The organism is Methanolobus sp. ZRKC4, assembly GCF_045291305.1.
Lineage (GTDB): Archaea > Halobacteriota > Methanosarcinia > Methanosarcinales > Methanosarcinaceae > Methanolobus.
Map to the genome: position 1 here is coordinate 2,481,727 of NZ_CP146983.1, position 16,334 is coordinate 2,498,060.

General features: G+C 40.9%; 15 protein-coding genes. 7 read left to right on the forward strand and 8 right to left on the reverse strand.

What is annotated here, in order from left to right; genetic code table 11:
- Positions 1-122 precede the first annotated feature (122 nt).
- A complete protein-coding gene (locus tag V7O67_RS12170) occupies positions 123-251 on the forward strand; it encodes a hypothetical protein (protein ID WP_342304587.1) in 129 nt (42 codons plus the stop codon).
- Positions 252-1,319: 1,068 nt separating this feature from the next.
- On the opposite strand, the gene V7O67_RS12175 is transcribed toward V7O67_RS12170, so the two are convergent.
- From V7O67_RS12175 to V7O67_RS12185, 3 genes are all read right to left on the reverse strand, one after another.
- On the reverse strand, positions 1,320-2,300 hold the full coding sequence (locus V7O67_RS12175) for a radical SAM protein (protein WP_342304586.1): 981 nt from the start codon (positions 2,298-2,300) through the stop codon (positions 1,320-1,322).
- Between the two features lie 5 nt (positions 2,301-2,305).
- Complete coding sequence (locus tag V7O67_RS12180) at positions 2,306-2,836, reverse strand: DUF134 domain-containing protein (RefSeq protein ID WP_342304585.1); 531 nt, start codon at positions 2,834-2,836, stop codon at positions 2,306-2,308.
- 475 nt (positions 2,837-3,311) lie between these two features.
- Positions 3,312-6,359, reverse strand: a complete 3,048-nt coding sequence (locus V7O67_RS12185; protein ID WP_406670107.1) for an FAD-binding and (Fe-S)-binding domain-containing protein — start codon at positions 6,357-6,359, stop codon at positions 3,312-3,314.
- A gap of 161 nt (positions 6,360-6,520) precedes the next feature.
- Between V7O67_RS12185 and pyk the strand changes: the two genes are divergently transcribed.
- Positions 6,521-7,960, forward strand: coding sequence for a pyruvate kinase (gene pyk, locus V7O67_RS12190; RefSeq protein WP_406670108.1), 1,440 nt, complete (start codon positions 6,521-6,523; stop codon positions 7,958-7,960).
- A 128-nt stretch (positions 7,961-8,088) separates the two neighbouring features.
- Entirely contained in the window at positions 8,089-9,774 is a 1,686-nt protein-coding gene (locus tag V7O67_RS12195) for a sensor histidine kinase (RefSeq protein WP_342304582.1), read from the forward strand.
- 2 nt (positions 9,775-9,776) lie between these two features.
- Here the strand turns inward: V7O67_RS12195 and V7O67_RS12200 are convergent, their stop codons facing one another.
- From V7O67_RS12200 to V7O67_RS12215, 4 genes are all read right to left on the reverse strand, one after another.
- Positions 9,777-10,757 carry a formylmethanofuran dehydrogenase gene (locus V7O67_RS12200; RefSeq protein ID WP_342304581.1) on the reverse strand — a complete coding sequence of 327 codons (981 nt, stop codon included), beginning with the start codon at positions 10,755-10,757 and terminating at the stop codon, positions 9,777-9,779.
- Between the two features lie 4 nt (positions 10,758-10,761).
- A complete protein-coding gene (locus V7O67_RS12205) occupies positions 10,762-11,130 on the reverse strand; it encodes an ATP-binding protein (protein ID WP_406670109.1) in 369 nt (122 codons plus the stop codon).
- 18 nt (positions 11,131-11,148) lie between these two features.
- Positions 11,149-11,493, reverse strand: coding sequence for a CGGC domain-containing protein (locus V7O67_RS12210; RefSeq protein ID WP_406671477.1), 345 nt, complete (start codon positions 11,491-11,493; stop codon positions 11,149-11,151).
- 77 nt (positions 11,494-11,570) lie between these two features.
- Positions 11,571-12,230, reverse strand: a complete 660-nt coding sequence (locus V7O67_RS12215; RefSeq protein ID WP_406658045.1) for an NAD(P)/FAD-dependent oxidoreductase — start codon at positions 12,228-12,230, stop codon at positions 11,571-11,573.
- A 91-nt stretch (positions 12,231-12,321) separates the two neighbouring features.
- Between V7O67_RS12215 and V7O67_RS12220 the strand changes: the two genes are divergently transcribed.
- The 4 genes from V7O67_RS12220 (at position 12,322) to V7O67_RS12235 (ending at position 15,033) form a co-directional block, all read left to right on the forward strand.
- Positions 12,322-12,678, forward strand: coding sequence for a winged helix-turn-helix transcriptional regulator (locus V7O67_RS12220; protein WP_406670110.1), 357 nt, complete (start codon positions 12,322-12,324; stop codon positions 12,676-12,678).
- A gap of 19 nt (positions 12,679-12,697) precedes the next feature.
- Positions 12,698-12,880, forward strand: coding sequence for a PspC domain-containing protein (locus V7O67_RS12225; RefSeq protein ID WP_342304577.1), 183 nt, complete (start codon positions 12,698-12,700; stop codon positions 12,878-12,880).
- Positions 12,881-12,998: 118 nt separating this feature from the next.
- Positions 12,999-13,664, forward strand: coding sequence for a YbhB/YbcL family Raf kinase inhibitor-like protein (locus V7O67_RS12230; RefSeq protein ID WP_342304576.1), 666 nt, complete (start codon positions 12,999-13,001; stop codon positions 13,662-13,664).
- A gap of 43 nt (positions 13,665-13,707) precedes the next feature.
- A complete protein-coding gene (locus V7O67_RS12235; protein ID WP_342304575.1) occupies positions 13,708-15,033 on the forward strand; it encodes a glycerate kinase in 1,326 nt (441 codons plus the stop codon).
- Here the strand turns inward: V7O67_RS12235 and V7O67_RS12240 are convergent.
- Entirely contained in the window at positions 15,030-15,872 is an 843-nt protein-coding gene (locus V7O67_RS12240; protein ID WP_342304574.1) for a TatD family hydrolase, read from the reverse strand. The genes V7O67_RS12235 and V7O67_RS12240 overlap by 4 nt on opposite strands.
- Between the last annotated feature and the right edge of the window lie 462 nt (positions 15,873-16,334).

The window sequence follows — 16,334 nt, forward strand, 5'->3', positions numbered from 1 at the left end:
AAACACAATCATTGTTGATGCGTATCTTTTTATGGTCATCGGATGAAATTTGGATATATTCATCATTATGGGAAAGAAGAAGGCCGCTAAATGTTTTGTCGCTATTAGTGGTGATTATAACTTTGTCCACATCTGTAGTCATGTTCCTTGATATATCTACTAAAGATAATGAAATAAATGAAAAAAGCAGCACCATCATAAATGATATTGACAATGTTTCGCTTGATATTGTTTGCATTGCTTCTGTATAAATAATAGACATTATAATGTAACAAGCGACCATATACAGACAAAAGACAACAAAGGACGCATCAAAGATACGGTCGTTATCGGGGTCGTATAGAAATAACCCGACTATAGGTGCAACTCCTATTAATAAATACGAAAATATGTATGCAGATGAATATATGATGATTTTGTAAGTAGACATTAAATGATAGATAGATAATGAAAAATACGACATTATGTTAATTATTAGCAGATGAATAATCAGAGGAATAAATGCATACAATGCTAAAAAGCAAATACCAGTGACGTATGGATATTTTTGACCTGTTCTATTGGGTGTATCCATACAATTAATGATTCCAAACCAGTAAATTAGAAAACCTGATATCGGCAAAAGCAATGAAGAAATAATAATTTCACTTATTCCCATAACTTTAGATTATAGTTTAAATGTTTATGAACATTTCTTTTTCTGTCAAATAAAGGAAAACTTCCAATGGTATTTTGAAAAAAGCCATTTTCTTTTTAAGTAATCTTGGTTTAACTGCAAGCCTGCAAAGTGAAGGAAGATTTTTTCCTATTATGCTGACTAATCGGAAATTTTGAAAGGCAAAAACTGACTATTATGTTATCACACATTCAGTAAATTCAAAAATAACATTTTTATGAAAGTTGTACAATCTCTATTCATTTAGTGGAATTCTCACAAGTACTTTTTTCACAAATATTTACAATAATGGCAACCAGCAAATAAATCCATACACAATAAACTACAATCGTAGTTAGGATAAATGGGACATTGGTAGTTCTAAACGTTAAATATTCGACATATTTTTCTGTTCCAAAAGTTCCTGCGACAAAAATCGTAAGAAAGAAATTAGCGACTTTTGGTAGACTTAAACCAACTAGTAAAATAGCAAAACTGTATGTTTTTTCTCTTGTCAGTTTAAAGAAGTTTTGTAAATTCATGTCTTGCTTCAAGGCAATAGACATTTAAAAATATTGTTATCACATTTTAGGGGGAATATGTTGAGATGAAAATAGATATAACACTACTTTAAAGCAGTGTCATACTTTTCCAGAAAATACACTCATGTTGCTCTATAATAACAGTCTTTTCCAGAGCCAATTTCTATTATCTTCTTCTCATTGAGCAGATTTTTAATTATCGGCAGGAGGTCATTTTTATCAATATCAAGAGATTGGATTGTTTGATCAAATGTACATGGTCTTCGGAGTATGAGGTCATAGACTTCATTTGTAAGGTTTTCATGTTTGATGCTGGATCTTTTTCTTTTCAGGCCTTTAAGTACGAGCTTGATCCTTTCCCTGCCCAGTTCTTCATCAAACTTCTGTGCGATTTCCTTGAGTCTTTTTTCCGTTACAGGAATGATAAAATCTTCAGCAGGAGGTCGGCTTGTGGTCAGTAGTTCGATCTCATCCGGATCGATGGATTTGAGAACTTCGATAAGCTTATTGACCTCTTGATCGCTTGAATTTGTAAGGTAACCATTATTTGAGTTAAGGAGCATAACTTCGATGGCGAGTTTTGCACCTTTCATTTTCTGTAATTCTTTGAGCCCTTCGATGATATCCTTAACTTCAATTCCCTTTGCAGGTCTGTTGATGGACTGGAAAGTATCTTCATTTCCTGATACCAGTGTAGCAACCACAATATCTGCTTTTGACAGATTGTTTCTGACATCTTCTCTGGTCACAAGTGATGAGTTCGTGATAACGCAAATGGGAACATCACTGATCTTCCTTATCTCCTCGATCATATCACCTATTTTTAGGTTCAATGTAGGTTCGCATGTCCCTGAAAATGTAATGTAATCAAGGTCATCTACTTTTTTGTGATAATTAGTTATGGCATCGATCACTTCTTCAGTTCTCACAAGACCTGTAACTTCCAAAGGGTCTGATATTTTATGATCCACATGTCCAAGCTGACAGTAGGCACAGTCGAAATTACAGTTCTTCTTGAACTCACCTTTTCTGATAATATCTATTCCAAGTGACCTTCCAAGTCGCCTTGAAAGAATTGGTCCGTAGACGATCCTTGTTTTCATTTAGATCATTTCCTGATCATGGCTTTTCCACATTCAGGGCAATTGTTCTGGGCACAGGGGGTTCCTGGCTGATGGGCTTGTTCATAACCACAGCCAGGACATTTGCATTGTCCTGCTGGTGTGACAGATACTGGTACATTGCCGTTGCGATTTCCTCTTTGTCCGCGCTGTTGTCCCTGTCCTCTTTGACCTCTTCCTTGTCCACCGACCGATCCTTGCCCTCTTGGTCCTGTTCCATCCTTTCCTGGCATTGTATAATTTCCTCCTTCTACTCGTATTGATTTTCCATTAACCAGAGCGTCTGATATTTTCTCCAGTGTTCTGCGTAGCGTTCTTTGAAAAGTTGACTGATGTACTTCCATCTTCTGAGCCGCATCATCCTGTTTCATTTTTTCAAGATAACTTAATCGTAATGATTCCAGTTCATCAATAGTTATGTTAATCTCGTCCATACTTTCAATGCGGGAATCTGATGGCTTAAAGTGTCTGATATCATGCTCGAAGTTTACCATTCTCCTTTTTCTCGGACGTACCATGTTATGCATTATAATGCATAACTACTTAGACTTTACGTTTACTGGAAAAGCGAAATGAAACAATAGAACATAAAACAATATGAAAAGTAAAAAAAAACAAATAAAAATCGATTGCGGTATATCTGTTATTTAATTTTGATATTTGTTCTAGGTCAGTTTATGCACGTTTTCCACAGAATGAAGTTCTGTTCAACTTAAATATCTCAACGATAATTTGTTATTATGGCTATCTTTGAAATTGAGGGGAAAGTTGAGCTATTTCCTCAAAAGTGAGAAAAAAAAAGGATATTGAAGTTGGCAACAACGTAAGTGTCGCATTTCAACTGAGAGATTAAGATGTTGTTTATGTTCATTCCACGTCCAATTTGAAATTTGAACAAATCGGAAAACAAGGACATCGGGTATTTTCTATAACGCAAAAAAGCACAGAGAATAAGAAGCCGGAAATGCTTCTTATTTCTCCTTTCCTATTCCTTCAGTTATCCTTGATGTACTGGATCATCTTCGGGGTCAGAAGCGGTGCAATCTGCGGAAGCATGTTGGGCATCAGATTCCCCATGGCCGCAGGCATGAGGTCAGGCATCTGCTCCTTCATATGATCCGGCATTGGCACTCTTTTCTCAACAGCCTTCAGCATCTTTGGCATCACCTTGGGCATAAGGGATGGCATTAGCAGCGGCATCATCCTTGGCATCATTGGTGTCATGAGAGCGTCCATACCTGGCACATACTTTACTGTCTTCATCATGGCCTGCATGTATGAAGGCATAGCATCTATCATATCAGGTAGCAGTTCAACCATCATTTCCGTCATGTTTTCAGGTACCATGAGTTCTATCATCTTGTCGAAAGTTGCCCAGGCAACAAGTGCATCATTTGTAGAATCCGGGATATCATAACCGAGACTGCGGGCGGCAAGCGCACCAAGGTCCTGAATTTCCATGTTCACATTGTTCTCCTTCGCAGCTATCCTGAACTGGACAAGGCAGCACGGGCATAGTGCAGCCATAATGTCTGCATCCTGGTCTGCAGCCTCCTGCAAGCGTACATTACCGATTTTACCGGCAACATCCGGCTCATCAATAAGCGTCACCACAGAACCACAGCAGAGAGCTTTTTCACGGTTGTGCTCCATTTCCCTGAACTTAACACCAGGAATTGCCTTGAGCAGTTCGCGTGGGGCATCGTAGACTCCGGCACCGGCCCTGCCAATATGGCATGAATCGTGCCATGCAATGGTCTTGTTCAGAGGTACCTTGAATTTAGGCTTCAGGATATCCATCTTGTCCATGAGAACTTCAGAGTAGTGCTTTGCTTCGATGTCAAAGTCCATACCAAGTTTCTCAGCCCACTGAGGGTAGATTGTCCTCCACATGAGCAGACATGCAGGACATGAAGTGACAACGGTCTTAACCTCCTTCTTCTGCATGTTGGCGATATTCATTTTGAGGATTCTCTCAAAGACATCCCATTTTCCTGCCACAAGCATCGGTATACCACAGCAGGCTTCCTTATCTCCAAGATATGTGAAGTCGATTCCTGCATCGTCAAGCAATCTTACGGTTCCCACTGCAACATCCTTTTCCACAAAGGATGCAGTGCATCCTGCGAAATAGGCAATTTCTGCTTTATCTTTCACCTTTTCACGAATATCATCAGGCATCCATTTGTCCCTGTCAGTCCTGTAACTGGCCCATATGTTCCTCTGATTATCAAGGCTCTGTGCCATGATCTCAAAGGGAGGGATAGTCATCATGCCTCTCTTCTGGACAAAATTCTCCCTTAGTGTCATCCATGAACGCTCGATCGGAAGGTCAAGCTGACAATAGTAATCACACATCTCACAGGTAGTACATGCAAGGAAAGTATCAACCTGCTCCTGGTTAAGTTCCATCCTGCCTGCAAAATATTCCTTGAGGAAGAACCATTTTCCTCTTGGTGACTGGGATTCCCATCCTCTGCCATAGTACTGGTCGCATTCATTCACGCAGTATCCGCACTGTGCACAGGTATATGCATGAGAAACAACATCCCCGGGAATTCCTTTTGTTTCCCTGAACTCCTGTTTTCCTACCCCTGACATATTTCCCACTGCACGGGTGATGGGCTCAAAGGCTTTTGCAAAGGAAAGTCCTGTCTTCAGCATCGACTTGCCTGTAAGGGTCTCAGGATTCATTATGTCATCAGGATCAACCTGTTTTTTGAATTCTTCAATGGAAGGGAGTCTCTTGCCAAAAACATTCTCTGCCTGTTTTGAGAAATACAGTCCAGAGGAGTATATTCTTCCACCATTCTCTTCGGCAATTTTGACTATGCTCAAAGCAAGCGGAAATGCAAGGTTATACTTGAAAGACGTTTCAGAGTGCGGCATAAAACAGAGCATGACAGCTTCGTCACCCTTTGTGACCATTCCTTCAACAAGCACAGGAAGGCCAATCTTATCGTAAATCTCCCTGAACATTGTGTCAATCTTATCTACCGGGACAACCACTTCGGCAGGAATGAATGATGGTCCAAGTCTCTTAACCTTCATTGACCTGAACCATTCCTGGGTCTCATGCTCTGCAATCTTTTCAGGCAGTACCTTTCCTCCTGCCTGTTCAATTATCTCTTTAAGCCCGCTGACATTCCTTGATTCTGGATACGCAAAGTTACATATATAGGATTCAGGAAGCTCTGGCCTGTGTTTTTCGACTGTCTCTCCGTAGTGTGTTTTGTAAGGCGCACGATTTTTCATATCGGCCCACTGTGGGTTAATGAATGAGATGGCCCAGACAGGGATATTTTTCTCCCCTACTTTTCTGATAGCTTCCTTCATGCCTTTAGCATCGGGAAACTCTGCTGACATGGCGTTTGTCTTCTCGTAGTCCCTGATTTTCAGTGTGACCTCTATGATGATACCTGTAGTTCCCATTGTTCCGGTGATCTTATCAAGTTCTTCTCCGGAAAACTCTTCGACCTTGCCGTTTGGAAGCACAACCCTGGCAGACTCCATAGTATCCTGTGACCATCCGTACTCATAACTTCCATAACCGACTCCGTTCTGGGCAAGCCATCCTCCCACGGTTGCCGAAAGTGCACTGGAGGGTACAGCCTGCACGGCAAGTCCTTCCTCATTGAGTTTTGACTCAAGGTCGTACCATACAGCTCCGGCACCCACGGTCACCTTGAGATTCTCTTTGTCAATATCGATAATTTCCCTCATTGGGGTTACGTCGGCAATAATTCCTCCCTTCGTGGGAATGATGCCACCATATCCTGATGAAGCTCCTGCTCTTGGTACGATCGGGATCTTGTATTTTCGTGCAAAATTAACAAGTTCAATAGCCTTTTTTTCATCCTTGACCTTCACGATTGCAGCAGGTTTTGTCTTGCCAAGCATTTTTCTTACAAGTGACGGCAATGCACCTACATCGTGAGTGTAGTAGTGCCTTTCCGTTTCCTTGAAATTAACCCCTTTTCCGAATATCTCGGTGAGTTCTTTTTTTTGCTGCTCAGTTAGTTCATACATCGAATTTGTCATAATAAACCCCATTTATACATTGGATTATCTTATTCTTAACATTTTTTAACGATGTATCATATATATAGTGACTTGAATACTTCTGAATAAGCCTTAATTCAATCAGTTCCATAAAGGAATACAGAATAAATTGCTGCTAATCTTCAAAGGTGGGAACAAGTATGGATTTGCCTGAGAACAAAACAAAGATCGTGTGTACGATTGGCCCTGCCTCTTCCTCAGAGGAAGTACTCCGGGAACTTATCATTCAGGGAATGAATGTAGCCCGCTTGAATTTTTCTCATGGTGATATGGATAACCATCGTACTATTATCAAAAGAATACGTGCCATTGCCAAAGAACTCAACAGAGTAGTGGCTATAATGGCAGACCTTCCTGGTCCAAAGATAAGGGTAGGCGTCATCCAGAATGAGCCAATGATGCTGGAAAAAGGACAACAGGTTGTTCTTACTTCACGTGAAGTTCTCGGTAAGGATTCATTGATCCCTGTTCAGTACAAACAGATTACAGACAGTGTGACCCCAGGCAGTCCTATTTATTTGAACGATGGCTTCATACAGCTTGATTGTACACGCATCGAAGGAGAGGATATCTATTGTGATGTTGTTATTGGTGGTCCTCTTTTCTCTAAAAAAGGCATCAATTTACCAGGTTCCCGGTTATTTATCAACCCGATAACCGGAAGAGATCTGGAGATAGTTGATTTTGGATTTGAGGAAGGCTTGAGTATATTCTGTCTTTCTTTCATAGAATCAAAAGAGGATGTCCTTGAGGTTCGAAACTATGCGAAAAGCAAGGGCAAAGACGTGTTCATAGTTTCAAAGATTGAAAGGGAAAGGGCTGTAGAGAATATAGACTCAATTATCAAAGAGAGCAACGCCATAATGATAGCCCGTGGTGACCTTGGCGTTGAGATTCCAATACAGGATGTTCCTATCGTGCAAAAGAACATTATTCATAAGGCTAACCTCATGAGCACTCCTGTAATAACTGCGACGCAGATGCTCGAATCAATGACAGGCAATATCCGACCTACAAGGGCTGAAGCCACAGATGTGGCAAATGCGATAATAGATGGGACAGATGCAATCATGCTTTCTGCAGAGACTGCCGTAGGAAAATATCCGGTAGAAACTGTAAGGATGATGGCTAGGATTGCCAAATCCACAGAAAAATGGAGAGATCATACGACAATAGGCCTTGAAATGATGAAAAAGGCCATCCAGAGGATGAATCCGAGTGTAGAGGATATGATATCAATACAGGTGAATGATGCACTTCGCAGTCTGCCTGTACGTTATGTTATTACTCCCACGGTTTCTGGAAAGACTCCCCGGCATATCTCAAGATTCAGGCCTGATATCTGGATACTTGGGTTTAGTCGCTATCCTCTGACATGTGAGCAACTTGCAATGCAATATGCGGTATATCCGGTGCTTACCCGTCAGAAAGTTGATGATTGGGAGGAAACAGTCATGGATGCTCTGAATAAAGCAAGTATTGTGGATTCGGGAGATATGGTAATTCTCACCCAGGGACAAGTGTCAGGTCATGGAAAGCCAGGTGGCACAAATCTTTTGAAGTTCATTGAGGTAAAATAATTGACATTATTTTATTGAAACCAAAAGAACATTCCAATATCCATAAATATGTTCGCGGCCATAGACGCTTTTGAATCTTCCCGGGGGGGGTCTTAATTAATAAGGAATTATCAGGTTCATTTGTCAGGATGATATTGCTTTTACTTATTATCAATACAATTCTTGTTCCTGTGATAAATTGTGAACCCAACTCTTACAGGATTGGTGTGCTTTCTGTTTATGGAGACAAGGAAAATTCAATGGAGTTATGGACTCCAACTGCGAATTATCTCTCACTCAACATTCCGAATTCAAGTTTTGAAATTGTACCTTTGGATTATGATGATTTTATCCTTACTGTAAGCAATGATGATGTTGATTTTTTCTATGCAAATCCCATGCTTTATGTGGAAATGGAGCGCAGTTATGGGGCCAGCAGGATAGCAACTTTCCATCCTGTATGGAACAACTCTTCATATTCAGATGTGGGAAGCCTGATTATTGCCAATGCTAACAGAGATGATATTAATTATGTACGGGATCTGAAAGGAAGATCCTTCATGGCAGTAAGTGAATGGTCTTTTGGAGGATTTCTGGCTGCAATGGGAGAATTGCAGCGCAATGAAATTGATTACAGAAAAGACCTTGGCGAATTAAAATATGGCCATACGCATGATAATGTTGTCTTTGCAATTGTCAATGGTGATGTGGATGCCGGTACGGTAAGGGCGGGTACTCTTGAAAAAATGGTGCTTGAAGGCAAGATCAATGTTGAAGATGTCAAAGTCCTGGATCAAAAGGAATATGATGATTATCCTTTCCTGGTAAGTACAGATATTTATCCCGACTGGGCATTTGCAAAGACAAGCTCTACACCTGACAATATTTCAAAAGAAGTTTCCATTGCTCTTTTGAAGATTGCTCCTAATAGTACACCTGCTATTGCTCTTGCTTCAAATGGCTGGTCAGTTCCAGCTGATTATAGTTCTATAGATGAACTGATGCGGGAGCTCAGGATGGGCCCTTACGTTGATTATGGTGTGGTCTCTCTTATGGATGTACTGGTGCAACACTGGTATGGCTTGGTTCTTATTTTGATGTTATTCATTATTATAGAGGTACATTCACGTTTAACGGTGGAAAAGGTAAAAAAATCGAAGCTTGAGACTTCAAATAAACTAAAGGATCTCTTCACCGATATCATGAGGCATGATCTGTTAAGTCCGGCGAGTATTATCAAAGGTTTTACCGATGTTTTGTACACTAACGAGACAGATACTGAGAAAAAAGAAACACTCAAATTGATCAACGAACACACCGATCATTTGATCTTGATGATAGGTTCTGCTGCCAAACTTGCCAAACTTGAATCATATGAAGAGATGGAATTTGAAACAAAGGATATCGGTTTCTTATTATTGCAGGTTGCAGACAGTTTTTCCTCTGAATTTGCAAATAAAGATGTTACGCTTGACTTTGATACCAAAGGTACGTATCCTTCCAGAATTAACGATGTAATGGAGGATGTCTTTTCCAATCTGATATCCAATGCTCTCAAATATGGTCCATCAGGCAGTACGGTCAAATTAGAAATTGTTGATATTAACAATAGCTGGAAAATAATGGTAATCGATGAAGGAGATGGAATTCCAGATGAATTCAAGCCATATATTTTTGAGAGATTCAAAAGAGCTGACAAAAAAGGAATAAAAGGAACAGGTCTTGGTCTTGCTATTGTAAAAAGGATAGTTGATATTCACAAGGGTACTGTTGGTGTAGAAGATAATCCACGTGGCAAGGGTTCTGTTTTCTGGGTAATGCTGGATAAGGCATAAGGTCATTTGATCTTACGCATAACTATTGATCCGTCACGCATGTGGACTTCCACATATTTCTCTTTTTCCTTCTCTGGCTCGTACTTGTTATAGAGCATTGACTCAACTCTTCCGGCATCCATTAGCTCTCTTATGAGTGCGCTGTCCTCTCCTTTCATTCTGGACTTTGCAGCAGGAGGACTTGTATTTGCCTTACTTTTTGAATAGATAGAGCCACCTTCCATTGCAGCACCAATGAAACCTTTAGCACTCTGGAACACGAGTTTCCCATCTTTCATATAAGCACCGGCAAACTCTCCAACGTCTCCATGGACCACAACAGTTCCTCCGTTAAGATGTGAACCTGTGTTCATGCCTGCATTACCATTCACGATCACAGTAGCTTTTGTCGTCAGCATACCTGTTCCGTTGTAGGCATCACCTTCGATTATCACCTTTGACTCACACGAACATCTTGCAGCAACAGTGCCTCTGGGAATTCCATCTTTAAGGGTCAGTATTCTTCCATTTTCACTATAGTCGTTATCTATGAGTCTGTCTTCTTTAATACCGTTACAGAGAATATCTGTGATCGAGCGGAATTTTCGATAATCCTGAATGTCGGATTCAAGTTCCACTATGTTCCCAATTGGGTATTCAATGTTACCTTTGATATACAGGGCTCCGGCAACCATACCCATACCAGCTTCAGGGCCGACATCTCCCTGAATGAATATCCTGCCGGTATTTTCAGCTTTCCCGCTTCCTCCGAAGTGTTTCAGGTCCGCACCCAGGCTGTAGGCAAAGTTCTTTGCCACATTACCTTTGATATGAACTTCACCACCTGACTTAAGTTCGTTGACAAGGTCTCTGTAAGTCAGTTTAGTGCCATTTTGATGTGGTATCAGTGAGTCGGGCTCAAGACTTTTGTTGTGCCAGTAAAAATTAAAAGTATAGTCGCAGAGATAGTCCGCATCCTTGCTAAGCCCAATCTCAACTACCATTCTTTCATCCGTGGATAAGTTTAGGAAGACATCTTGTACATACCCAGATGCTTTCCATATTGTGCCTTGCAGGAAGGAGGTAGGATTCTTCTTCTCCGCAGCCACATTTGAAGCACTGTATAGATACATCTGTCTTCTTTGGCTGTGCTTCGGCTTTTTCAGGATTGAATTCAAGAGCTTGTCTCTGCTCAACAGATATTGCACCTACCGGGCATACTCCTATACAGAATCCCATCCCATCACAGAGTTCATCCGAGACTACCTTTGCCTTGCCATTGACAAGCTCTATTGCTCCCTCAGCACAGGGGGCGATACATTGCCCGCATCCGTTACATTTCTCTTCATCTATTTTGACTATTGTTCTGGTTTTCATTACTTTCTCACCTGGATATTAGTGATGTGTTCCTTCAACGATTTTTATTCCTGCATCGGTGATAGTCTTTTTTATCTCCTCTATATGAGGACATCTGGGATAATTGTCCATCTGCATGCATGAACTGAGGTGGATTACATCAACTCCACGCTTCTTGAGAGACTTTATCAGGCGGTATACTCTGCGCCCGGAACATCCTCCACACGTGAAGAAGGCTACCATTTCAGCTTTATCATCATATTCCTTGAAGTGCATGTTCCGTTTGTTAAATGCCATAAAACATCCGACTCCCGGACATGCCTCGGAAACGATGTCGCATCTGATAACAGCAACTTTTGTGACAGGTTTAACATCTTCGATAATAACAACTCCGTTTTTAAAGAAATAATTTTAAAATAAAGAAAATCAGGGGATAAATCCCCTTTAAAAAATACTTATGATTACAATCCGATTTCTTCCTTGAACTTGTCAAGGCCCATTTCGTCAATAACTCTTCCAAGACGGTGTTTGGAACCATTGGTTTTAGTGAAACTGATGATTTTGTCCACCAATCCCATAACTTCATCTTCGTTCAGTTCGTCTGCGATGACGTCAGCAAGTCTTGGCTTAAGAGCTGCATTTCCTCCAACCATGACGGTGTATCCTTTTGGTGTACCCATGATGCCTATGTCTTTTATAGCAGGTTCTGAGCATGAGTTTGCACAACCCGAGACAGCCATCTTAAACTTGGACGGAAGTGGCATTCCATGGTATATTTCGTCCAGTTTCAGTCCGAGACCTACGGAATCTTGCTGTCCACGCTTACAAAATGTTGTACCTGGACAGATTTTGATACTCCTTACGCAAATTCCGATAGCTGCACCTGGTTTAATCCCAAGGTCGTCCCAGGCATTATCAATGTCTTCTTCTTTCAAACCTACAATGGCTACCCTCTGGGATGAAGTAACTTTTAATGTTGCAGCATCATATTTTTCCGCAACGTCTGCAATCTTCCTCAGGTGTTCTGCTGAAACAATCCCTCCTGGAAGGTGTGGTGCTATTGCATATGTTTCCTTGTCTCTCTGCAGGATCGCTCCCTTTTCAAGTAAATCTTTTGCCATTTATGTCACTCCTTTATTCCATTATAAATCTCTGGACCCTGATATATTATGGATAGTGCCTTATATATTGTATGGTTTCCAATTAGATATCATGAAAGACTGTACGATCTATAAGACGGTGGATATCATCGGCAAGAAGTGGTCCCTGTGCATCCTGCTTGAGCTCTATAAGGGTGAGAAAAAGCAAAAGCGTTTTAATGAACTGAAAAATAAATTGCAGGATGTTACTCCCAAAACTCTCTCTATAAGGTTGAGAGAACTGGAAGAACAGGGCTTTATTGTTAAGAAGATCGATGATTCAGTGTTCCCTATCAAGTCTGAATACTCACTTACAGAAAGTGGTGAGGAATTTTTATCTATAATACAAAGTATTAAAAAATGGGGTCTCAAATGGCAGTTTGATAATCCTGAATGTGGCGGAACAAATTGTAAGGTTTGTGGACTGTAAGAACAATTATGAGGATAATATGAACAATAGATTAACACGCTCCAGAAGAGATAGAATGATTGCAGGTGTCTGCGGTGGTCTTGGAAATCATCTTGGCATCGATCCAGTGATAATAAGACTCCTTTGGGCTGTTGCTATATTCATGTATGGTTCAGGTCTTTTTCTCTATATACTTGCATGGATCATAATTCCTGAGGAATAAATCTTTATGTAACCCTTGGAGCCGTGGTTCGTGCGTCTCGAATTAACTATTTTTCTAACACTTTTTTTAGTCCACAAACAATAAATAGGCTGCAATTAGTGTATCACTTGTGGGAAATATGTTAGGGGTCAACAAGTCATATCAATATTTTCGTGATAATATCATATGTTATCGTCATTTAATAACAACATCTGCAATTGTATTACTATTATTCTCAGTTTTAGCATTTTCAGGTTGTGTTGAGTCTGCAGATGAAGAGCCGGATGAGCTCCCTGACCTGTATGATGTTAACAGATCAGAGAACGATTCTTCAGTGCCACAGGAAATTGGTTCGAACCACGTCCCTGTGGGCGAATTGATCATATCCAGTTCTGCTTTTGAAAATGGAACTTTTATTCCTGAAAAATATACATGCGACGGGGAAAATATCAATCCTCCACTGGATATTGCTGGTCTTTCAGAGGATGCTGGATCTCTTTTGTTGATCATGGATGACCCTGATGCACCCTCTGGGAATTTTACACACTGGGTTGTCTGGGATATATATCAAACGATAATTGCTGAAGATAGTATTCCTGGCATAGAAGGGGTAAATGATGCAAACATGGTGTCATACATCGGTCCATGTCCTCCTTCAGGCACCCACAGGTATTTCTTCAAATTCTACGCACTTGATTCGGAGCTGGATATTGAAAGTGGTTCTGGTAGAACTCTTGTGGAGGATGCCATGGACGGTCACGTTGTTGCCTATGGGGAACTAATTGGATTATACAGTCGTTCCTGAATTAGTCATTTAATGATTGTGTTTTAAACATGGATGATGTCATATGGCTGAAAAAATGAGAAACGATGCTTACTCTATATTATCAGACGCAATTTCTGCAGTAGATCCATCTGCCTGTGTCTACAGGGCTATGAACAAAGAAAGTGAGACCGTCATCATTAATGACAGTTCATATGACCTTTCACTTTACGATAACATATATGCCATAGCCTTCGGGAAAGCTGCAATCTCCATGTCAAAGGCTATTGAAGACATTCTTGGAGATTCCCTGACAGGTGGTATTGCTGTCACCAAACACGGTTTTGGCGGTTCCCTTGCAAAGATGAAAGTTTATGAAGCAAGTCATCCGATGCCTGATGCTAATAGTGTTGCTGCCGGTAAAACAGTTCATGACTTTCTTGAGCAGACTGGTGAGAAGGACCTTATATTTTTCCTTATTTCAGGTGGTGGTTCTGCTCTTATTACTCTTCCACGCAAAGGAGTGTCAATCACTGATATTGTAAAACTTACTGATGGTCTCATGCGTGCAGGTGCTACAATTGATGAGCTTAACACAATCAGAAAGCATCTCTGTTCCATAAAAGGTGGTGGACTTGCCAAAATGGCTTATCCTTCGCAGTCTGTGAGTCTGATTCTTTCTGACGTTGTGGGGGATCCACTGGATGTTATTGCATCAGGTCCCACTGTTCCTGACACGTCCACTTTTGACGAGTTCAATGAGATAGTGGAAAGGTACGATCTCAAATTGTCTCCTGCTGCGGGTGGCTTACTTGAGGATGGCCTTGAAGGTGTCATAGAGGAAACTCCAAAGTCAGGAGGTCCTGTTTTTGAAAGAGCCTCTCATTATCTGGTCGGCAATAATTTCCTTGCCCTTCAGGAAGCAGAAAAGAAGGCATCTGAACTTGGATATAATACCATTATCCTTACTTCATCGATCATTGGTGAGGCAAAGGAGGTAGCTAAAGTATTCGCTGCTATTGCCAGAGAGGAAAGGTTACATGGTACCCCTTTGCCACTTCCGGCATGTATTCTTGCAGGTGGTGAAACCACAGTTACCATGAAGGGAAAAGGAGCAGGTGGAAGATGTCAGGAAATGGCTCTTTCATTTGGCATAGAGGTCGCAGATCTTGAAGGACTTCTTTTCCTTGCTGCTGGTACGGATGGCAATGATGGTACTACAGACCAGGCTGGTGCGTTTGCTGATGGTGATACTGTTCAGCGGGGTAAGAATCTACAGATGGATGCAAGACGTGAGCTCTATGATAACAATTCCTATGTTTATTTTAAGGAAACAGGTGACCTGATTGCAACAGGTCCCACAGGCACCAATGTAATGGATATCTATATGATCCTTGTTGATAGTTTCTAAAGCTCAATATCAACATCGTAGACCAGTTCCGGATTCTCCTTATGGATCTTCCAGAAAGGTTCTTCTCCGAACTGTTCTGCAAGTTTCAATGTTCTTCGTGGTATTGTTTTAGGTCCGAGTACTGCTCCTGGTCTTTCGGGGTCATCGATATAGTCAGTTTCCATCATGAACCGGGTACCCTGCTGCAGTGCTTCTTCAATGGCACCTTTGCCTGCTAGCACTCCGGGAAATATTCCAAGTCTTTCACAAACATCAACAAGTGGTGGTGCGTAGTGTTTTACTACCTTGTGAAGTTTGATGCCAGTTTTTTTAGCACGCTGCGTTATGTCAATCAGTTCCGGTTCTTCCACAGTTTCAGTATGAAGCTGAACAGCACAGTCATGATCAGCTGCAAGCGTGAATGCATATTCCATGACTTCGTTTGAAGCACCCCACACTTCCGGACTCACCGGGTAATGCGGTCGGCCACTCTTGAGTCCCACAGCAAGTCCTTTATCCACATAGCCGGCTGCAATTTCCAGTCCGCCTTTCATGGTCTCAACAGCTTTTGCGAGATCCATATATTCGATTAGCTTTGTGATCTCAGCCGGATGAACTCCAAGCACAGGGAATGAGGTAACGCCCGTTTCATTGATCTGGCGGGAAATATCAACAGTTTCATCAAAGACAGCGATCTGGTCTTCAGGTTTTGTAACCTTAATACCAAGGGTCCAGCTTGGTTTCATTACAAGAAAAATGTGTGTTCCACCATTATTCTGGAACTCTTTGACCGCTTTTAGTCCCTTAGCCCGCAGGTCTATGTGCATGTGCTCGTCGGTGATAGGAAAATTTTGTGTCATATATAGATATATGTTACCATTATGTAAAATGATACTGTATCGCACTTCAAAATTATAGGGTAATTATCTATAAATGGCTTCGATATCAATATTACCTGATGAATCTAGGAATGTTCTTAAAGTACAGGTATGTCTGGCTCAGTTTGCTTTCGTTGCTTGGGCAGATTATCATTATATCCATTGCTTCTGTTATGCTGTTCTATACAGATGTGTCTTTAGAAAGGGCTATTGTTCTTGTAGTTGTTTTGCTTGGTTTTACCTTTATCTTTTCCGTCACTATTTTAAGGTTATTAAATTTAGCAAAGAGCACAGGATATATCAATTCGAAATGAATCGCGTACAACTCTATTTTCTTATATTTGCTTTTGCATTTTTCCAGTCAAACTGCTAAATATTATCATTTCTTTGACAATGTCATTCAATATGTTCTTGCCTAATGTTCAGGAAATTTCTATTTTTGTT